Here is a 19,790-nt window from a genome sequence, read left to right as displayed (position 1 = left end):
GCGGACGGACGAGCGGGCGGGCCGGTCTCAGGCGGGGCCCGGCTTGATCCGGCCGCGCCAGGCGCCGGACTCGCCGCCGCGCTCCTCGACGTACTCCTTGAAGCGCCGCATGTCGCCCTTGATCCGCCGGTCGATGGTGCCCGTCATGGCCCCGACCTTGTCGACGGCGCCACTGGGCTCCACTTCCATCACCAGCTCCACGCGCGTGTGCGTGTCGTCCACGCGCTCGAAGCGGACCATGCCCTTCTGCCGGGTGTCACCGGAGGTGGTCCGCCAGGTGATCCGCTCGTCGGGCAACTGGTCGACGATCTCGGTGTCGAACTCCCGCCGTACCCCGCCGATCTTCGTGGTCCAGTGGTTGTGGCGGTCGTCGAGCTGCCTGACCTCCTCGACGCCCTCCATGAAGTTCGGGAACTCCTCGAACTGGGTCCACTGGTCGTAGGCGGTACGGACCGGGACGCCGACCTCGACCGTTTCCTTCACCGTGCTCATCACAGCCTCCTCACTGATGGACCTCGGCACAGGACGGCGGGTACCCGGCAGACCGCGCGGCTCACCCCGCGGGACGCGGTGTGATCGCGGACCGTGGCCGCCCGGGTCACGATGGACTCACCCCTCACGAACCAGGAGCCCCCCACGATGACGGACGTTTCCAGTCAGGGTCCCCCGCAGGGCGACGACCGCGAGGTCCTCACCAACCGCCAGGGCCACCCCGTCCACGACAACCAGAACCAGCGGACCGTCGGCGCCCGGGGCCCGGCGACCCTGGAGAACTACCAGTTCCTGGAGAAGATCAGCCACTTCGACCGGGAGCGCATCCCCGAGCGGGTGGTGCACGCGCGGGGCGTGACGGCGTACGGCTACTTCGAGGCGTACGGCGCCTGGGGCGAGGAGCCCATCGACCGGTACACCCGCGCCAAGCTGTTCCAGGAGCGCGGCAAGCGCACCGACGTCGCCGTGCGCTTCTCCACGGTCATCGGCGGCCGGGACTCCTCCGAGGCCGCCCGTGACCCGCGCGGGTTCGCGGTGAAGTTCTACACCGAGGACGGCAACTGGGACCTCGTCGGCAACAACCTGGGCGTCTTCTTCATCCGGGACGCCATCAAGTTCCCCGACGTCATCCACGCCCTCAAGCCCGACCCGGTCACCTTCGAGCAGCAGCCGCGCCGCATCTTCGACTTCATGTCGCAGACGCCGGAGTCCATGCACATGCTGGTCAACCTGTTCAGCCCGCGCGGCATCCCCGCCGACTACCGCCATATGCAGGGCTTCGGCGTCAACACCTACAAGTGGGTGAACGCGGCCGGGGAGACCAAGCTGGTCAAGTACCACTGGATGCCCAAGGCGGGCGTGCGCTCCATGACCGCGGAGGACGCCGCCAACGTGCAGGCGGACGGCCTCGGCCACGCCACCAAGGACCTGTACGAGGCGGTCGCCCGCGGTGACCACCCCGAGTGGGAGCTGCTCGTCCAGATGATGGACGACCACGACCACCCGGAGCTGGACTTCGACCCGCTGGACGACACCAAGACCTGGCCCGAGCAGGACTTCCCGCCCCGGCCGGTGGGCCGGATGGTGCTGGACCGGATGCCGGAGAACTACTTCGCGGAGAACGAGCAGATCTCCTTCGGCACCGGCGTCCTCGTCGACGGACTGGACTTCTCCGACGACAAGATGCTGGTGGGCCGCACCTTCTCCTACAGCGACACCCAGCGCTACCGGGTCGGCCCCAACTACCTCCAGCTCCCGGTCAACATGCCCAAGCACGCCGCGGTGCGCACCAACCAGCGCGACGGGCAGATGACGTACCACGTCGACAGCGCCGGAGCGGCGGACCCGGTCGTCAACTACGAGCCGTCGGTCATCGGCGGGCTGCGCGAGGCGCCCTACCCGACCCACGACGAGCAGGGCCCGGAGATCCGCGGCCGTCTCACCCGCAAGCGCATCCCACGCGCCAACGACTACCAGCAGGCCGGTCAGCGCTACCTGCTGATGGAGCAGTGGGAGCGCGACGACCTGGTGCACAACTTCGTCACCCTGCTCGCGCAGTGCGACCGGCCGGTGCGGGAACGCATGGTGTGGCACTTCCTGCTGGTCGAGAACGACCTCGGGCTGCGGGTCGGCGAAGGGCTCGGCATCGGCCCCGAGGACGTCACCGGTCTTGAGCCGCTGCCGGGCCAGGACCTCACCGACGAGGACCGCGAGCGCCTCGCCCACCTCGGCAAGAACCCGCCGCGCGACGTGACCGGGCTGACCATGACCCACTGCGTCCCCGACGAGCGGCACGTCGTCACCCGCTGACCAGGCGAAAGTCCCCGATCCGAGCCCCGTGCAAGATCAAAGAACCGGAGGGTTAGCATATGAGCGCCACCTAGCTCGAAAGAGAAACACGTGACTGTCAACGAGGACTCGTTCACCAACTGGAAGAACCGCGAGGAGATCGCGGAGTCGATGATCCCGATCATCGGGAAGCTGCACCGGGAGCGGGACGTCACGGTCCTGCTGCACAGCCGCTCCCTGGTGAACAAGTCAGTGGTCAGCATCCTCAAGACCCACCGGTTCGCCCGGCAGATCGCCGGTGCGGAACTCACGGTCACCGACACCATGCCGTTCCTGAAGGCCCTCACCACGCTCGACCTCGGCCCGTCCCAGATCGACCTCGGGATGCTCGCCACCACCTACCGCGCCGACGACCGCGGCCTGACGGTCGAGGAGTTCACCGCCGACGCGGTCGCCGGGGCCACCGGCGCCAACAAGATCGAGCGCGGTGAGGGCCGGGACGTCGTCCTCTACGGCTTCGGCCGCATCGGCCGCCTCGTCGCCCGGCTGCTGATCGAGAAGTCCGGCTCCGGCAACGGGCTGCGGCTGCGCGCCATCGTGGTCCGCGGGGGTGGCGAGCAGGACATCGTCAAGCGGGCCTCGCTGCTGCGCCGCGACTCCATCCACGGCCAGTTCCAGGGCACGATCACCGTCGACGAGGCGAACAGCACGATCGTCGCCAACGGCAACGAGATCAAGGTGATCTACGCCAACGACCCCAGCGAGGTCGACTACACGGCGTACGGCATCAAGAACGCCATCCTCATCGACAACACCGGCAAGTGGCGCGACCGCGAGGGCCTCTCCCAGCACCTGCGCCCCGGCGTCGACAAGGTCGTCCTGACCGCCCCCGGCAAGGGCGACGTCCCCAACATCGTGCACGGCGTCAACCACGACACCCTCAAGCCCGACGAGCGCGTGCTGTCCTGCGCGTCCTGCACCACCAACGCGATCGTGCCGCCGCTGAAGGCGATGGACGACGAGTTCGGCGTCGTCCGTGGCCACGTGGAGACCGTCCACTCGTTCACCAACGACCAGAACCTGCTGGACAACTACCACAAGGCCGACCGCAGGGGCCGCTCCGCGCCGCTGAACATGGTCATCACCGAGACCGGCGCCGCCTCCGCCGTCGCCAAGGCGCTGCCCGACCTCAAGGCGAGGATCACCGGCAGCTCGATCCGCGTCCCCGTCCCGGACGTCTCGATCGCGATCCTCAACCTCCAGCTCGCCCGGGAGACCACCCGCGAGGAGGTCCTCGACCACCTCCGCGAGGTGTCCCTGACCTCCCCCCTGAAGCGCCAGATCGACTTCATCACCGCCCCCGACGCGGTCTCCAGCGACTTCATCGGCTCCCGGCACGCCTCGATCGTCGACGCCGGGGCCACCAAGGTCGAGGGCGACAACGCCATCCTCTACCTCTGGTACGACAACGAGTTCGGCTACTCCTGCCAGGTCATCCGCGTCGTCCAGCACGTCTCCGGCGTCGAGTACCCGACGTACCCGGCACCGCTCGCCTGACCCGGCCCGCGCGACCCGGCATCCCGCCGGGTTGCGCGCCCGCCGCGGGGGCGGACGATGGAAGCGGGGCCGCACCCGTGCGCGCCCCGCGCCACCCACGCCCCCCACGGAGGTGCCATGGCCAGGGACGACAACCGCGACATGGAGCGTTCCATGGACCGTCCGGAGGAAGACCGTTCCGTGGACAAGTGGGCGGACCGGCTGATGAGCGGCGGCGGGTCCATGGACCGCGCGCAGGCCCGCCAGTTCGTCCGCAACGTCTACGAGGCCGCCCAGCGCGACCTCACCGAGCGGGACTCCCAGGCGGAGTACGAGCGCGAGGAGTAGCGGCCCGCGTCACGCCCCGCGGTCACGCCCGGCCGACCGCGACGGTCAGCCCCCGCAGCTCGTAGCCCCCGATGTCCGGCTTGAAGGAGACCCGCGGCGCACCGGTCATCCGCACACCGTCCAGCGCGAACAGACGGCTCAGGAACACGTCCGCCTCCAGGACCGCCACCCCGGCCCCGGGGCAGCGGTGCGCCCCGTCCCCGAAGGACAGCCCCGCCGCCGACGGACCGAGCCCCGGCGCACGCCCCGGGCGGACGCGGTACGGCTCCTCGCCCACGGCCTCCGGGTCGGTGTTGGCGTCGTCGACGAACAGCTCGATCAGCTCACCCGGCTCCACCAGCCGCGGCCCGGACGGCGTCCGCAGGGTCAGCGGGGCCGTCGTACGGCGGCGCAGCCGGGCGACCACCGGCTCAAGCCGCAGGATCTCCCGGAGCAGCTCCAGCCGCTCCGGCTCCCCGGCCGCCCGGTACCGCTCCCGCAGCTCCGCGTCCGTGAACAGGTGCCACGCCGCCACGCAGATGAACTCCCGGGTGGTGATCATGCCCGCCGCCGCGAAGGTGAGGCACTCGCCCAGGATCTCGGCGTGCGAGCAGCCCTCCGCCAGCAGGTGCCCGATCAGGTCGTCGTGCGCCCGGCGCCGGTGCGCGCGGATGGCGGGCCGCACGTCGGCGAGGTAGATGCGCAGCCAGTTGGTGTTCTGCCGCACCAGCCAGTACAGCCCCCGCACGCTGGTCAGCCCCGGGGTGCCGAACTCCTCCGGGAAGAACGCCTCAAGGCGCGCCCGCATCCCCGGACGGCTGTGGCGCAGCCCGACGATGTGGCAGGCCACCTCGATCGCCATCTGGAAGCTGAGGTCGGGCAGATGGGCCTCGCCCGCCTCCCGTAGGAGCGCGAGCTGCTCGTCGGCGATCCGCTCCATGACGTCGCGGTAGTGCTCGTCCACCCGGCGCGGGGTGAAGAAGCGCGCGGTCTGCCGCCGTTGCTCCCGGTGTCCTGGCCCGTCCTGGTAGAGCACCGGGCGCCGCACGCGCGGTGGCAGCTTCTCCACGGTCTCGATGCCGAGCCCCGCCTGCACGGTGCCGGTGCCGCGCAGCACGGCACGGGCGGCGTCGTAGCCGTGCACCTCCCAGGAGCCGTCGGCCCCCTGACGCACCGGGCAGCCGGGGTGGCCGCCCGCCCTGTGGATCTTCCGCGCCGAATCCCTCACGTCCGTCACCGGCCTCGCCCCCACGCCTCGCGCGCCCCGCCCCACAGGCAGTCGCCAACTGATCGTTCACCGCTCATCCAGCCCCGTTCACCTGTCCTGCCCAGGATTCGCCATGGGCATGTCGCGCACCGTCCGGCAGCGCCCCTCCAGCACGCGGCGATCAGAAGGGACGGCTGCCGATGCGGCCACGACAGGGGCGAAGACGTCCGGGCGGCAGAGCACACCGACAGCGGATCCTGGGCGTGGCGCTCACCGCGCTGCTCCTGGTGGGCGTGGGCGTGACCCAGGCGCACGCCGGGACCGACTCCCCGGACCCCGCCCGCAAGGGCGGCGAGCCCGCCGCCGGGACCAGCCTGCCGACGCTCACCCCCGAGGACGGCGCCTACCTCGAAGGCACCAGGAAGGCCGTCGCCACCCCGACGCTGGCCGGTGACTCCGTCACCCGCCTCACGGTCGACGGCACCGCGCTGCCCGCCGAGCGCACGACCGGCGTCTCCCGGCTCCGCTTCGACGTCGGCTCCAACTCGACCGAGGCCCGCTACGGCAACCACGTCATCGTCAACGGCGACTACCGGGCCGACATCGGTGACCTCGCGGGCGAGCGCGGCACCCTGGAGATCCCCAACGACAAGCTCCGCCAGGGCGAGAACACCGTCGAGATCGTCGCGGGCGCCGTCGACAGCTCCTGCGGCACCAACTACGACGACTTCGTCCTCTCCGACATCACCCTGGAGCTGCTCGGCGAGATCGCCGACGGTGAGGAGAACGAGTACACGTACTCCTTCGGCGACGGAAGCTGCGGCACCAACACCTCCCTGCTGAAGCGGGCCACGCTCACCTTCTTCGTGCTGTCCGACCCGCGGGGCAGCACGGGCCTGACCGCCGACCTCGACACCACCAAGCTGGCCAACGGCAAGCACGCGCTGACCGCCACCACCACCTCCGGCAGGACCGTCACCCACTCCGTGACCGTCAACAACGCCCCGCCCGGCGCCCCGCGCCTGACGCCCGTCGACGGCACCCTGGCCAAGGGCGGGCAGCCGGTCTTCGCGAGCCTGCCCGCGGGCGGTGACGGCGGTGTGGAGTCGCTGACCGCCGACGGCCGCGAGCCCGTCACCCGCGCCCACCTCGGCAACGGCGCGGCCACGTTCTCCTTCGACGTCGGCGCCAACTCCCTCGACGACCGCTACGACAACCACCTGCTCGTCAACGGCAAGCGCATCGACCTCGGCGGCACCTGGGTCAGCCAGCGCGTCGACATCGCCGTCCCGGCGCGGTTCCTGGTGCCCGGCGACAACGTCGTCACCCTCGTCTCCAGCCCCTACCAGGAGAGCTGCGGACCCAACCGCGACGACTTCGACCTGTCGAACATCGCCCTCGCCCTCGACGGCGCCACCGTCACCGGCCACGACATCGCGGACTCCTACGCGATGGGCGACGGGAGCTGCGGCTCCAGCACCACCCGGCTGCGCGAGGCGGAGCTGCGCTTCACCGTCGACGCCCCGGCCGTGCACGTCTCCGACACCCTCGGCTCCGGCACCGCCACCCTCGGCTTCACGGTGGGCGGCAACTCCATCGAGGCCCGCTACGGCAACCACGTCCTGGTCAACGGACAGAAGCGGGTCCTGGACAGCGACTTCGTCAGCGAGCGCGTCGGGCTGACCTTCCCCAACGAGTGGCTGGTCCCCGGCTGGAACACCATCGACCTCGTCGCCGGGACGTTCCCGACCTCCTGCGGCGACAACCGCGACGACTTCGCCGTCTCCGACCTCACCCTCACCCCGGCGCGGGGCACGGCCGAGGGCCGGATGCTCAAGGGCTCCTACAGCCTCGGCGACGGCAACTGCGGCAGCAACGTCAACCCGCTCACCGAGATCGACCTGGAGTTCTACGTCGACGGCCCGGCGCAGGGCCTGCGCGCCGACCTCGACACCCCGGAGATGAAGGACGGCGACCACACCCTCGCCGCCACCTCCCGCTCCGGGAAGACCGCGACCCGCCTCCTGGTGACCGACAACTCGGCGCCCCGGATCGCCGTCAGCACCCCCGCCCCGGGCCAGCGGCTCACCGCGTCGGTCGTCCTGGACCTGCGCCTGGCGGACCCCTCCGGCGTGGTGGACGGCCCGCACGTCAAGCTCGACGGCGAGACCGTCCCGCTCGGCACCGCCGTGGGCCCCGGCCTCTCCGCCGGTCCGCACACCCTCGCCGTCACCGGCACCGACGGCCTCGGCAACACCGGCACCCGCGAGGTGAGGTTCACCTCCGCCGGTATCCCGGACACCCCCGCCGACCTCGCCCCGGCGTCCGGCACCCGGGACGCGGACCGCAGCCCCACCCTGTCCGCGAAGGTCTCCGAACCCGACGGCGGCACCGTCACCGCCACCTTCTCCGAGGCGGAGATCCTCACCCCGAACCAGGCGTACCAGGGCACGTCGCAGGGCCTGCCGACCACCCTCAGGGTGCCCGGCGAGAAGAAGGCCAGGACCGACGGCCTCGCCCCCGCCGACGGCAGGTCGCTCGCCGCGCCCGCCGCCGAGGACGTCACCTACCAGCGCTTCGACGTGCCGGTGAAGGGCCACGTCGACACGCCCGTGCTGCGCTGGGAGGGCGTCATCGACCCGGAGCGGCTGGTCGCGCTGCGGGTGTGGAACACCGCCACCCGCACCTGGGACGTCCTCACCAGCGCCCGTGGCGCCGTCGCGGGCGACACCGTCCTGACCTCGGTCGTCGACCGCCGGTACGTCGACCGGCAGCAGGTCCACGTCATGGTCACCGGTGAGGACCCGTTCGCCGACGACATCGGCGCCGGGGACCCGGACGGCTTCGCGGACCCGGACGCGTACGACTTCTCCCTCGTCCACTTCACCGACACCCAGTACCTGTCCGAGGGCGCGGTCGAGCAGGAGACGGCCGCGGAGCGGGCGGTCTGGGAGCGGGCCTACGGCGACACCACCCGCTGGATCGCCGCCAACAAGGACAAGCGGAAGATCGCGTACGTCGCCCACACCGGCGACATCATCGAGAACAACATCCGCAAGCCCGCCGACGAGGCCGCCCAGCGCCAGGCCGTGGGGGAGATGGAGGTCTCCTCGCGGCAGCAGCGGATCCTCGACGACGCGGGCGTCCCCAACGGGGTGATCGCGGGCAACCACGACAACCAGTCCGGCACGGAGACCGGCCCCGACGCCCTCTACAACCGGTACTACGGCCCCGACCGCTACCAGGCGCTCTCCCAGGGCTGGGAGCACGCCGAGTACGGCGGCCCGTGGCGCGCGGGCGACAACCAGAACCACTACGACCTGTTCTCCGCGGGCGGCGTCGACTTCGTCGTCGTCGGACTGTCGTACGGCGTCACGCGCGAGGAGGCCGAGTGGGCGGACTCCGTCTTCAAGCGGTTCCCCGACCGCAACGGCATCCTGCTCTCGCACGACTACCTCGCGCCGAGCGGCGACCCGGACGGGCGCGGCGCCGCGTTCTCCGCGCCGGACGGCTCGATGCTGTTCAAGACGGTCGTCCAGGACAACCCCAACGTGTTCCTGATCCTCGCCGGTCACGAGCACGGCGTTGGCACCAACGTGAAGCCGAAGGTCGGGGAGATCGAGCACGGCGTCGTCGAACTCCTCGCGGACTACCAGTTCTACACGGTCTCCGCGGACCGCCTCGGCCTCACCGAGATCGGCGGCTACCAGCCCGACGACCAGCTCCAGTTCGGCGCGAGCTTCTTCCGGATGCTCCAGTTCGACGTCGACCGGGCCGAGCTGACGGTGGACACCTACTCGCCCCTGCTCGACGAGTTCGGCGCCACCGAGTACGACACCAGCCACCGCTACGACGGCACCGAGGACAACATGGTCCTCCCCGTCGACCTCTCCACCCGCACCACGGCGTTCCGCACCGACGCGCTCGCCCTGTACGACCCGGTCAGCGTCATCGGCCGGGACCGGGCGCCGTCCGGCGGGACCGCCTCGGTGACCTGGAAGGGGCTCAAGCCGGACACCGCGCACGCCTGGTTCGTCACGGCGCGCTCCGCGGGCGGCGGCGTCACCGCCTCCGAGCCGAGCGTCTTCGTCACCAAGGACGCGCACGGCCGTCCCGGCACCTGGGCGCCGGACGACCCCGTCCGCCCCTGGTTCGGTCCGCTGGCCGACCCGCGCTGACCGGCCGCGACCCGACCGGCCACCCAGCCGCCCGCCGCCGAGGACCCGACCGGTCCGGGGCGGCGGGCGGACCCCGTCCCCCGCCGAGGAACCGGAACCCCACCCCATGGCCGCACCACCTCGCCCCTCCGCCGCCCTCACCGCCCTGCTCGCCGCGCTGGCCGCGGTCCTCGCCCTGCCCGTCCCGGCCGCCGCCCACGACACCACCTCCACCGCCTACGCCGACGTACGCGGTAGCGGTGGGCACCTGGAAGCGGTCCTCGACCTGGAGTACGACCTGCTGATGAAGTCGGCGTGGCTGTACGCCGAGGCGTACGACGCCGAGGGCCGTGCCGAGCAGCGCCGCCAACTGAGGCTCAACGCCGACGCGGTCACCGCCTACGTCACCGACCGGTTCGCGGTCGGCCGCGAGGGCGGCGCCGACTGCGCGCCCCGCCCGGTCGGCGACGCCGACGTCCACGAGCGCGGTGACCGGCCCTTCGCCGTGCTCACCCTGGCCTACGACTGCCCCGGGGCCGCCGACGGCCCGTACCGCGTCTCCAGCGCGCTCTTCCCCGACGCCGAGACGTTCGTCCACGGCACCCGGACGATCGTCCACTACGACGTGGACGGCCAGCGCGGCTCGCGGGTGCTCACGGCCGGGGAGCCGACCCTGACGACCGGCGGCGCGGGGGAGTCCCGCCAGGTGGCGGAGTTCTTCCGGGTCGGCGCGGAGCACCTGCTGTTCGGTCCGGACCACCTGCTGTTCCTGCTGGCGCTGCTGCTCGGCACCCGCGGGCTGCGGGAGGTCGTCCGCACCGCGACCGCGTTCACCGCCGCGCACAGCGTGACCTTCCTGCTGGCGGCCACCGGGCTGGTGAGCGTGCCCACGGGCGTCGTCGAGCCGGTGATCGCGGCCTCCATCGCCGTGGTGGCGGTGGCGGGACCGCTGACCCGCGAGCGCCGGGGCGGCGACCGCTGGCGCCTTCCGGCCGCGTTCGGGTTCGGGCTGGTGCACGGGCTGGGCTTCGCCGGGTCGCTCGGCATCGACGAGAGCCGCTCCTGGGAACTGCTGCTGTCGCTGCTGAGCTTCAACCTCGGCGTCGAGGCCATGCAGCTCGTCCTGATCGCCGTGGCCTTCTGGCCGCTGCGGCTGCTGCGGGGCACCTCCGCCCAGCGCTGGGCGCTGCCCGCGCTGACCGTGCCCGTCGTGCTCGTCAGCCTCTACTGGTGCTGGGACCGGACCGTCGTGGCCCTGTAAAGTACAAAACGCCCTATTTATCCCATAACGGATGTCTTCCGTCGGAGTGATGGATGTTCCGCAGGCGCCCGCACCAGGACGGCGACGAGCTGCTCGCCCGGCTGGGCTCGCTCACGTCGCTGGCGCGCGAGCGCGCGGAGTTCCAGCGCTCCCAGGTCGAACTGGCGATCGCCCTGCAACGCGAGATGCTCCCGGCCGACCTGCCCGCCGCGCCGGGCCTGCGGCTGGCCGCCCGGTACGTGCCCGCCTGCTACGGCCTCAACGTCGGCGGCGACTGGTACGACGCCTTCCGGCTCCCCGACGGCCGTATCGGCCTGTCCATAGGCGACGTCCAGGGCCACAACATCGAGGCCGCGGCCTTCATGGGGCAGGTGCGCGTCGGGCTGCGGGCCCTGGCCTCCGTCACCAGCGACCCCGGCGACCTGCTCGCCGTCACCAACGACCTGCTGATGACCCTCGGCACCGACCTCTTCGCCACCTGCACCTTCATGCGCCTGGACCCGGCCACCGGCCTGCTGGAGAGCGCCCGCGCGGGACACATCCCCTGCGTGTGGGCCACGGCGGACGGCAGGTCCGGCATCACCGACGACGAGGGCGGGCCCCCGCTCGGCCTGCAGGAGGGCATGACGTACCCCGTCTTCCGGCACCGGATCACCCTCGGCGGGGTCTTCGTGCTGGTCACGGACGGCGTGGTGGAGGGGCCCTCCCTCGACGTCGACGAAGGGCTCCACCAGACCGTCCGCCTCGCGGGCATCGCCGCGGTCGCCGGTCTGGACGCCGGAGCCCTCGCCGCCGCCGTCATCAAGGGCGCGGAACGCGTCGGCCACGAGGACGACGCCGCGGTACTCGTCGTCCGCCACGACGGCCCGGCGAACGCGGCGTAGGCCGTCCCGGCGGATCAGACGCCGGTGACGCTCGGCGTCCCCCGCGCGTGCCGGTGGGCGCGGGCCTGAGCCGGGCGAGGCGCGTGCGGGGCGCGCCGGGCCCGGCGTCCGTGGCCGAATCCGACGTCCGCCACCGGCTCCACCGGACGGGCCCCGACCGCCCCGAGCAGCCTGACCGCTTGACCGCCCCGGGCCGCCGCGGTCGCACTGGCCAGCTTGACCGCCCTGGTCGCCCCAGACCAACCCCCACCGTCCCGGACCGCCCTGGTCGCCCCGGTCGCCCCCCACCCCCGCAGTCAGCCATTGGGCGTCACCGGCGGGCCGTTCGCCTCGCCGGGGTGGGGGGATCGGTGTCTGATGGCTGCTGTGGTGGCAACGCGGGATTCGCGCCGGGCGTTCACGACCGGCCTCCAGGCGCTGGCCGTCGCCGGGTGCTACTACGCGGCGGGACGGCTCGGCCTCCTGCGGCAGCTCGCCGTCGAGGGCGCCGTGTTCACCCCCATCTGGCCCGCCACCGGCGTCGCCCTGGGCGCCCTGCTGATCCTCGGCCCACGCTGCTGGCCCGGCATCGCCCTTGGCGCCTTCCTCGTCATCCTCTCCCTCACCGGCCTGGACATCCACCCCACCGCCCTGATCACCGTGGCGGGCAACACCGCCGCGCCCGTCTTCTCCTACCTGCTGCTGCGCCGGGTGGGATTCCGCCCCGAACTGGAGCGGCTGCGCGACGGCATCTCCCTGGTCGTCCTGGGCGCCCTGGTCGGCACCCTGGTGAGCGCCACCACCGGGGTCAGCACCCTCGTCCTCACCGACGATCTGGAGGCCAGCGCCTTCGGCACCGTCTGGTTCGCCTGGTGGGTCGGCGACGCCATGGGCGTGCTGATCATCACCCCGCTCGTCCTCGTCGTGGCCGTGACCCGCCCGCGCCCGACCCTGCGCCCCAACCTGCACCGCTGGCCCGAGGCCGCCGCCCTGCTCGTCGCCACCCTCGTGATCGTGCCGCTGGCCACCCGCAGCTCGGTCAGCGTGCTGTTCCTGGTCTGCCCCCTGCTGATCTGGGCCGCCCTGAGCTTCCAGGTCGCGGGCAGCATGTTGTGCGCCCTGTTCACCTCCGTCATGGCCACCGTCGCGGCGACCGACGGGGTCGGCCCCTTCCAGGGGCTCACCCATGTGGAGGTCATGAGCAAGCTCCAGGCGTTCAACGGCAGCATGGCCCTCACCGCGCTGCTGCTCTCCGCCGTGATCACCGAGCAGCGCAACACCCGGCGCTCCGTGGAACGCGCCTGCCAGGAACTGGTCGAGGTCCTGGAGTACCTCACCACCAGCGAGCCCCAGGCCCGCTGGCCGCCCCCCGGCACCGACTTCCCCGAGATCCCCCACCTCCCCGAGAAACCCCCGAGACCGGCCGACCCCCATGGAGGCCCCGCATGACCAAGCAGCGCAAGCAGAAGAAGGAACTCCGCAAGGGCGACAAGGTCGCCTGGAGCACCCACGGCACCGAGACCCGCGGCACCGTCGAGAAGAAGATCACCGAACGGACGAAGGCCGCGGGCCGCACCGTCGACGCCGCACCCGACGACCCGCAGTACGAGGTGCGCAGCGAAAAGTCAGGCAAGTCCGCCGTCCACAAGCCCTCCGCGCTGCGGAAGAAGTGACCCGCCATGACCGACGACGACCACCAGCGCACCTGGGACGACTTCCGCGACCTGGTCAACATGAAGCCGTCCGACCTGGAGCAGTGGCTCGACACCGACGAGTCACGGGCCGCCGGTCAGCACCGGGACGGCGGTGAGTCGACCGGACACGCCTCCGGCCGCCGCGTCCTCGCCATCCTGCGCGCCAGGAAGTCCGACCTGTCCGACGACGACTACGACCACATGCGCAAGGTCGTCGGCTACGTCCGCCGCCACCTCGCCCAACGGCCCTCCGGGGACGTACGGGACTCCCGGTGGCGCCACTCGCTGATGAACTGGGGCCACGATCCGCTCGTGGAGAAGTCATAGGGACCCCGGGCCCGGTGGCCGCATCCGGTACCGCCCCCGCGCCGGAAGTGCGGGGCGAGGGCGGTTCCGGCGCACGGCCCGGGTGCGGGCCGCCGGGTCCCCCGGTGCCGGTGTCCCTCCGTCGTCCCCTCCGGCGGAGGGCCACCCGCGCCGGGCCCTCGCTCAGCGCAGGACGTCGGCGAGCGCGGCCAGCAGCCGGTCGCACTCCTCCTCGGTGGTGTACGGCGCGGGCCCGACGCGCAGCCCGCCCGCGGCGCCCAGCCCCAGGTGGCGGGAGGCCTCCAGCGCGTAGAAGGAGCCCGCCGGGGCGTGCACCCCGCGCTCGGCCAGCCGCCGGGAGACCTCGGCGGCGCTCTGCCCGTCCACCGTGACCAGCAGCGTCGAGGTGCGCCGGGCGGCCCGGGAGCGCACGGTCACCGCGGGCAGGGCCGCGAGCCCCGCCTCAAGACGGTCCCGCAGCGCCCGCTCGTGCCCGGCCAGCGCCGCGAACGACGCCTCAAGACGCGCCCGGCGGCTGCCGGTCGCCGCGTCGTCGAGCCCGGCGAGGAAGTCGACCGCGGCGTGCGCGCCCGCCAGCAGCTCGTAGGGGAGCGTGCCCAGCTCGAACCGCTCCGGGACCTCGTCGGTGGACGGCAGCAGCTTGTCCGGCCGCAGCGTCCGGAGGAACTCCGGCCGGGCCGCCAGCACCCCGAGGTGCGGGCCGAGGAACTTGTACGGCGAGCAGACCAGCGTGTCCGCGCCCAGCGCCGCCAGGTCCACCGCCGTATGCGCCGCGTGGTGCACCGCGTCGACGTGCAGCAGCGCGTCCACGCCGCGCACCAGCTCCGCGATCTTCGGCAGGTCGGGCCGGGTGCCGATCAGGTTGGACGCCGCGGTCACCGCGACCAGCCGGGTGCGCGGGGAGAGCGCCGCCGCGACGTGGTCGGCGGTCAGCTCACCGCTGACCGGGTCGAAGTCGGCGTACCGGACGGTCGCGCCGACCGCCTCGGCCGCCTGCGCCCAGGGCCGGATGTTCGCGTCGTGGTCGAGCCGGGTGACGACCACCTCGTCCCCCGGCCCCCACGTCTTGGCCAGGGCGCGCGCCAGGTCGTAGGTGAGCTGGGTGGCGCTGCGGCCGAAGACGATGCCGCCCGGGTCGCCCGCCACGAGGTCCGCCAGCGCGGCCCGCGCCCCGGCGACCACCGCCTCCGCGTTGCGCTCGCCCGGACTGAGCGGCCCCCGGTTGGCCAGCGGGGCGCGCAGGGTGTCCGCGATGGCGTCGATGACCGGCAGCGGCATCTGGGTGCCGCCCGGGGCGTCGAAGCGGGCGGAGTCCGGGGTGAGGCCGGGTATCGCGGCGCGGACCGCGTGGACGTCGTAGGCCATGTGCGTGCTCCAGGGGATCGGCCGGGGCGGGGCGCACGGCGCCACGGCCGCGCGGAGCACGACGGTATCCGGTGCCCTGAGCGGGGCGGACGGCGGTACCGCCCCTGCCCGCCCGGCCGGTCAGCGGCGGGTGATCCGCTCCCCGGCGGTGAGGTCGAGGCGGGCGACGACCTGCTTCCCGCCCTCGAACGGGACGACGTCCAGTTCCCGGCTGCACATCTCCACCAGGCGCAGGCCGTGGCCGCCCACGCGCGCCGGGTCGGGCGGCTGGACGCGGGGCGGCTCGGGCGAGGTGTCCCAGACGGCGATGGTCAGCTCGGTGCCGTCCTCCGACACGCCCAGCCGCAGCCCGCAGCCGCCGGGCGTGTGCCGGAGGGCGTTGACGAGGAGTTCGTTGGCGACGAGCTGGGCGTCCAGCTCGGCGAGGGGGCTGACCGGGACGCCGGTGGTGGCGGACGCCCTGGCGAGGAAGGTCCGAACGGCCCGCCGCGCGTCGGCGGCGCGTCCCGCGCCCGGGCTCCAGGTGGCTCGGTAGCGCAGGGCGGCGGATTCGTTCGACTCGTGTCCCTCGGCCGCCTGTGGCCCAAGCGGGATGACCATAAACCGCACCTTTTTGCATCGCAGGGGCAGTGCTCGTGAAGCGCGTATGCAGTCTCCGTTACCCCGTTTCCGCTCGCGTACCGCTCCTGAATCCGGGCGACGCCCGCTCACGCCGTCCAGTCGAGCCGCAGCACCGCGAGGTCGTCGGTGTGCCGCTCGGCGTTCTTCGCGCGGACGGTGTCGAGTACGGCGTTCAGGTGCTGGCCCGGGTCGGGGTCGCGGGTCTTCTCCAGGACCCGCAGCAGCCCGTCGACGCCCAGCCGGGCGTCCGCGCCCCGGCGGCCCCCGCCCCCGCCGTCCGGACCGTCGCCCGGCTCGTCGCCGTACCCCTCGATCAGGCCGTCCGTGTACGCGATCAGCGCGCCGCTGCGGGGCAGGGACACGGTGGTGGCGGGCCACTTGCCGAGCCCGGGGACTATCCCGAGCGCCACGCCGTGCGCGGCGGACACGGGGTGGGCGCCGTCGGAGGTGAGCAGCACCGGCTCGTGGTGGCCGACCAGGTGCAGGGTCATGGTGGCCGACTCCGGGTCGAGCGCGATCATGGTGCAGGTGGTGAACAGGTCACTGCCCGAGCGCTCGGCGATGTGTATCCGCTCCAGCAGGTGCAGCAGCTCGTGGCCGCGGTGCCCGCCGAGGGTCAGCGTCCGCCAGGCGATCCGCAGGCAGACGCCGAGCGCCGCCGCGTCCGGCCCGTGCCCGCTGACGTCGCCGATGATGGCGTGCACGATGCCGTCCGGGGTCTGCACCACGTCGAGGAAGTCCCCGCCGAGCAGCGCCTGCGCCCGCCCGGGGAAGTAGCGGCTGGTCGCGGTGACCGACCCGGACGACAGGATCGGCTCCGGCAGCAGCCCGCGTTCCAGGCGGGCGTTCTCCGCGGCGCGCAACCGGCCGAGCTGGAGGGCGGCGCTCGCGCGTTCGGCCCGCTTGCGCTGCACGGCGTAGCGGACGGCGCGCTGCAGCAGCTCCGGCTCGACCTTGCCCTTGACGAGGTAGTCCTGCGCCCCGGCGGCCAGCGCGTCCACCCCGGCCCGGGACTCCGCGAGCCCGGTCAGCACGATGATCGCGGTGTCGGTGTCGGCGTCCTGGACGGCGGCGACCGTGCTCAGCCCGGAGACGTCGGGCAGGTGCAGGTCGAGCAGCACGCAGTCGTACGCCGCCTCGGCCAGCGCCCGGCGGGCCTCGGCGGCGGTGCGGCGGCGGGCCAGGGAGTGCCGCAGGTCGGTGTCGCGGAGCAGTTCCGTCACCAGCAGGGCGTCGCCGTCGTCGTCCTCCACCAGCAGGATGCGGAACGGCATCTCGTAGTCGATCGCCGGTTCTCTCACGACAGCTCCCCTTCGTGGGCGTCGGCGGCGGGGAGGGTGAACACGATCCGGGTGCCGGGGGAGTGCTCGGGGTCGACGGTGATGGTCCCGCCGTGGAACTCGACCACCTTCTTGCACATCGCCAGGCCGATGCCGGTGCCCGGGTAGGCGTCGCGGGTGTGCAGCCGCTGGAAGAGGACGAACACCTTCTCCTGGAACTCCGGCTCGATGCCTATGCCGTTGTCGGTCACCGCGAACTCCCACACATCACCGTTACGTTCTACGCCCACCCGGACCCGCGGTGGCCGGTCGGGAGCGCGGAACTTCACGGAGTTCGACAGCAGGTTCTGCCAGAGGATGCCGAGCTGGGTCGGATCGCCGAGGACGGTGGGCAGCGGCTCGCTGGTGATCTCGGCGCCGCTCTCCTCGATGGACACGCTCAGGGTGTCCAGCGTGCGGTCCAGCACCTGGGTGAGGTCGACGGCCGTGTGGTCGTTGTGGACCCGGCCGACGCGGGAGAAGGCGAGCAGGTCGTTGATGAGGACCTGCATCCGGTTGGCGCCGTCGACGGCGAAGTCGATGTACTGGTCGGCCCGTTCGTCGAGCTGCCCGCCGTAGCGCCGCTGGAGGAGCTGGGTGAAGCTGGACACCTTGCGCAGCGGCTCCTGGAGGTCGTGGGAGGCCACGTAGGCGAACTGCTCCAGCTCGGTGTTGCTGCGCTTCAGTTCCGCGGCCTGCTCGTCCAGCAGCCGCCGCGCCTCCTCGCTGTACTCCAGCTCCTGCAGCAGACGGCGGCGCATCGCCTCCACGTCCGCGAAGAGCTGCCGCAGGTCCGCGGGTCCGGTGCCGTCGAGGGGCCGGTCGAAGCGTCCGCTGGCCACCTCGCGGGCGGACCGGCCGAGCTGGGCGAGCGGGGTGGTCACCCCGCGCCGCAGGCCCTCGAAGACCAGCCCGGCGACCAGCAGGATCACGGACCCGATCACCGCGAGGCTCACGTTCCGCAGCCGGGTGGACCGCCGCAGCTCGGCGACCGCGTCGGCGTTCTCCGCGCTGAGGTGCCGCTGCTGCCGGGCCGTCGCCTGGCGCACGGCGTCGAAGACGCGCTTGCCGTCGTCGGCCCGCTCCGCCGTCACCGCGACGGCCCGCCCCTCCGCTGCCGCGGCGACGGGCCGCGCGAAGCGCTCCTGCCAGCGCTCGGCGAGCCGTTCCACGGTGGCGAGGTCCGCGCGGCCCCGGCTGTCGCCGCGCAGCAGCTCCCGCAGCCGCGCGACCGCGGCCCGCTCGTCCGCCATGCCCTCGGTGTACGGCTGGAGGAAGGAGCGCTCACCGGTCAGGCCGTATCCGCGCACCCCGGTCTCCTGGCTGACCAGCGCCGACTCCAGCCGGACGGCCTGGTCGAGGGCGGGGGAACGGTAGCGGACCAGCTCGTCCGTCACGTGCGAGGTGCGGACGATGGCCCACACCCCCAGCGAGCCGAGCACGGTCAGCACGGCGAGGGTGACGGCGACCCCCGTCCGCAGCCAGCGCCGGGTCGTCCAGTGCGACCTTCCCGTACGCGGGCCGGTCGGACGCTCCTTCGTCACGGTCAGTGCACTCCTTGTACTTCGGTGCCGCACCGGGGCGGTACGGCGTGACCACCGTAATCGGTGGGTGACAACGGCTGTTGTCAGGGATGACCGTGCCCTCTAGGGTGGGGTACATGCACGTCCCCCACTCCTTCCTGCGGATGACGCTCAGCGGATGACCGACGGGGAGATGACCGACCGCGTGGCCGCGGCGGTGGACGAGCTGGCCCACCGGCTCGTCCACGACCTCGCCCACCCCTCGGGCGACGGCGCGCTGGACGCGCGCTGGCAGGCGCTGGCCCGCCTGCGGGTGCTCGTACAAGTGGAGCGGGCCGTACACGACCTGGAGCAGGGCGCCGCCCGCGCCGCCGCCGTCGCGGGCGCCGGTTACCCCGAGATCGGCCGGGCGGCCAGCATGACGCGCCAGGGCGCCCGCCGCCGCTGGCCCGGCCTCACCCGTGCCATGCCCGGCCTCCCTCCCCGACCGTCACCCCGGAGTTCACGACCATGACCGTTCCCCCCGCCTCCGCCCGCCCCTACGACGTCCTGCTGGTGGAGGACGACGTCGCCGACGCCATGCTCATCCAGGACGCGCTGCTGGGCCGCGGCGCGCGCAACCTCGCCCAGGTCTCCGACGGGGTGGAGGCGCTGGAGTACCTCCGGGAACCGGCCAACCCGCGCCCCGACCTGATCGTGCTCGACCTCAACATGCCCCGGATGAACGGGCGCGAGTTCCTCGCCGTCGTCAAGGAGGACGCCGACCTGCGCACGATCCCCGTGGTCGTGCTCACCACCTCCGCGGCCCCCGACGACGTCTCCGGCGCCTACCGGCACCACGCCAACGCGTACGTCACCAAGCCGGTCAACCTGGAGGAGTTCGAGGCGGCGGTGCGCAGCATCGACACCTTCTACCTCGACATCGCGGTGAAGCCGCCCCGGCCCTGACGCCCGCGCGCGCGTATGACGCGACGGACCAGTCCCCGCAACGGGGACTGGTCCGTCCGTGCGGTGATGTCCCCCGAACGGTCCGCCCGGCGCGAAGCGCGGCCGGGTCTGGGGTCCCCTGGCAGTGACAGGACCGAATCGGCAGACAGGGGAGTGCCGTGTACGAAATGCACATAGGTCCGGGAACCGCGGACGGTGAACTGGTGTGGCACCTGGTGCCGCCCCACGACGCCAAGACCCTGTGCGGGGCGCGGGTCAGCGGATCACCGGGAGCCGCAGCGAACTCGACCGACCGGCACTGCGCCCCGTGCATGGTCCGGTTCCAGCAGGCGATGGAGGCCGCCAGCGCCAAGTGACCGCCC

The 19,790-nt window shown here is 72.7% G+C and carries 18 protein-coding genes; 12 read left to right on the top strand and 6 right to left on the bottom strand.

Annotated features, from left to right (window positions below):
* Positions 1-27 precede the first annotated feature (27 nt).
* On the bottom strand, positions 28-492 hold the full coding sequence (locus tag ACFQZ6_RS01615) for an SRPBCC family protein (protein WP_381604526.1): 465 nt from the start codon (positions 490-492) through the stop codon (positions 28-30).
* Positions 493-639: 147 nt separating this feature from the next.
* Here ACFQZ6_RS01615 and ACFQZ6_RS01610 point away from each other — a divergent pair, with 147 nt between their 5' ends.
* The 3 genes from ACFQZ6_RS01610 to ACFQZ6_RS01600 all read left to right on the top strand — a co-directional run bounded on the left by ACFQZ6_RS01610 (position 640) and on the right by ACFQZ6_RS01600 (position 4,164).
* Positions 640-2,301 (top strand): catalase, encoded by a 1,662-nt coding sequence (locus ACFQZ6_RS01610; protein ID WP_381604525.1) that lies wholly within the window; start codon positions 640-642, stop codon positions 2,299-2,301.
* A 90-nt stretch (positions 2,302-2,391) separates the two neighbouring features.
* Positions 2,392-3,837 (top strand): glyceraldehyde-3-phosphate dehydrogenase, encoded by a 1,446-nt coding sequence (locus tag ACFQZ6_RS01605; RefSeq protein ID WP_381604524.1) that lies wholly within the window; start codon positions 2,392-2,394, stop codon positions 3,835-3,837.
* Between the two features lie 117 nt (positions 3,838-3,954).
* Positions 3,955-4,164: a hypothetical protein gene (locus ACFQZ6_RS01600; protein WP_381604523.1), complete on the top strand. Its 210-nt coding sequence runs from the start codon at positions 3,955-3,957 to the stop codon at positions 4,162-4,164.
* Positions 4,165-4,186: 22 nt separating this feature from the next.
* On the opposite strand, the gene ACFQZ6_RS01595 is transcribed toward ACFQZ6_RS01600, so the two are convergent.
* A complete protein-coding gene (locus tag ACFQZ6_RS01595; RefSeq protein WP_381604522.1) occupies positions 4,187-5,380 on the bottom strand; it encodes a cytochrome P450 in 1,194 nt (397 codons plus the stop codon).
* A 233-nt stretch (positions 5,381-5,613) separates the two neighbouring features.
* On the opposite strand from ACFQZ6_RS01595, the gene ACFQZ6_RS01590 reads away from it, so the two are divergent.
* The 6 genes from ACFQZ6_RS01590 (at position 5,614) to ACFQZ6_RS01565 (ending at position 13,652) form a co-directional block, all read left to right on the top strand.
* The gene (locus ACFQZ6_RS01590; RefSeq protein ID WP_381604521.1) at positions 5,614-9,528 is read left to right on the top strand and encodes a metallophosphoesterase; all 3,915 of its coding nucleotides are present in this window, start codon (positions 5,614-5,616) and stop codon (positions 9,526-9,528) included.
* Positions 9,529-9,634: 106 nt separating this feature from the next.
* Positions 9,635-10,768 (top strand): HupE/UreJ family protein, encoded by a 1,134-nt coding sequence (locus ACFQZ6_RS01585; RefSeq protein WP_381604520.1) that lies wholly within the window; start codon positions 9,635-9,637, stop codon positions 10,766-10,768.
* Positions 10,769-10,821: 53 nt separating this feature from the next.
* On the top strand, positions 10,822-11,652 hold the full coding sequence (locus tag ACFQZ6_RS01580; RefSeq protein ID WP_381604519.1) for a PP2C family protein-serine/threonine phosphatase: 831 nt from the start codon (positions 10,822-10,824) through the stop codon (positions 11,650-11,652).
* 357 nt (positions 11,653-12,009) lie between these two features.
* On the top strand, positions 12,010-13,080 hold the full coding sequence (locus ACFQZ6_RS01575; protein ID WP_381604518.1) for an MASE1 domain-containing protein: 1,071 nt from the start codon (positions 12,010-12,012) through the stop codon (positions 13,078-13,080).
* Positions 13,077-13,304, top strand: a complete 228-nt coding sequence (locus tag ACFQZ6_RS01570; RefSeq protein WP_381604517.1) for a hypervirulence associated TUDOR domain-containing protein — start codon at positions 13,077-13,079, stop codon at positions 13,302-13,304. Before ACFQZ6_RS01575 ends, ACFQZ6_RS01570 begins: the two co-directional genes overlap by 4 nt.
* A 6-nt stretch (positions 13,305-13,310) precedes the next feature.
* The gene (locus ACFQZ6_RS01565; protein WP_381604516.1) at positions 13,311-13,652 is read left to right on the top strand and encodes a DUF3140 domain-containing protein; all 342 of its coding nucleotides are present in this window, start codon (positions 13,311-13,313) and stop codon (positions 13,650-13,652) included.
* Positions 13,653-13,814: 162 nt separating this feature from the next.
* On the opposite strand, the gene ACFQZ6_RS01560 is transcribed toward ACFQZ6_RS01565, so the two are convergent.
* The 4 genes from ACFQZ6_RS01560 to ACFQZ6_RS01545 all read right to left on the bottom strand — a co-directional run bounded on the left by ACFQZ6_RS01560 (position 13,815) and on the right by ACFQZ6_RS01545 (position 18,501).
* Entirely contained in the window at positions 13,815-15,017 is a 1,203-nt protein-coding gene (locus ACFQZ6_RS01560; protein WP_381604515.1) for a cysteine desulfurase-like protein, read from the bottom strand.
* A gap of 120 nt (positions 15,018-15,137) precedes the next feature.
* The gene (locus tag ACFQZ6_RS01555) at positions 15,138-15,617 is read right to left on the bottom strand and encodes an ATP-binding protein (protein WP_381604514.1); all 480 of its coding nucleotides are present in this window, start codon (positions 15,615-15,617) and stop codon (positions 15,138-15,140) included.
* A 107-nt stretch (positions 15,618-15,724) separates the two neighbouring features.
* Positions 15,725-16,912 carry a PP2C family protein-serine/threonine phosphatase gene (locus tag ACFQZ6_RS01550; protein ID WP_381617984.1) on the bottom strand — a complete coding sequence of 396 codons (1,188 nt, stop codon included), beginning with the start codon at positions 16,910-16,912 and terminating at the stop codon, positions 15,725-15,727.
* A gap of 23 nt (positions 16,913-16,935) precedes the next feature.
* A complete protein-coding gene (locus ACFQZ6_RS01545) occupies positions 16,936-18,501 on the bottom strand; it encodes a sensor histidine kinase (protein ID WP_381604513.1) in 1,566 nt (521 codons plus the stop codon).
* A 157-nt stretch (positions 18,502-18,658) separates the two neighbouring features.
* On the opposite strand from ACFQZ6_RS01545, the gene ACFQZ6_RS01540 reads away from it, so the two are divergent.
* From ACFQZ6_RS01540 to ACFQZ6_RS01530, 3 genes are all read left to right on the top strand, one after another.
* Complete coding sequence (locus ACFQZ6_RS01540) at positions 18,659-18,994, top strand: hypothetical protein (protein WP_381604512.1); 336 nt, start codon at positions 18,659-18,661, stop codon at positions 18,992-18,994.
* On the top strand, positions 18,991-19,428 hold the full coding sequence (locus tag ACFQZ6_RS01535; RefSeq protein ID WP_381604511.1) for a response regulator: 438 nt from the start codon (positions 18,991-18,993) through the stop codon (positions 19,426-19,428). The genes ACFQZ6_RS01540 and ACFQZ6_RS01535 overlap by 4 nt, the downstream gene beginning before the upstream one ends.
* A gap of 167 nt (positions 19,429-19,595) precedes the next feature.
* Entirely contained in the window at positions 19,596-19,784 is a 189-nt protein-coding gene (locus tag ACFQZ6_RS01530) for a hypothetical protein (RefSeq protein WP_381604510.1), read from the top strand.
* Positions 19,785-19,790: the final 6 nt, after the last annotated feature.

Source organism: Streptomyces flavalbus (assembly GCF_042674625.1).
In the GTDB taxonomy this organism is placed as follows: domain Bacteria; phylum Actinomycetota; class Actinomycetes; order Streptomycetales; family Streptomycetaceae; genus Streptomyces; species Streptomyces flavalbus.
The sequence above is the reverse complement of the archived record's forward strand: the minus strand, read 5'-3'. Positions and strand labels throughout refer to the sequence as shown.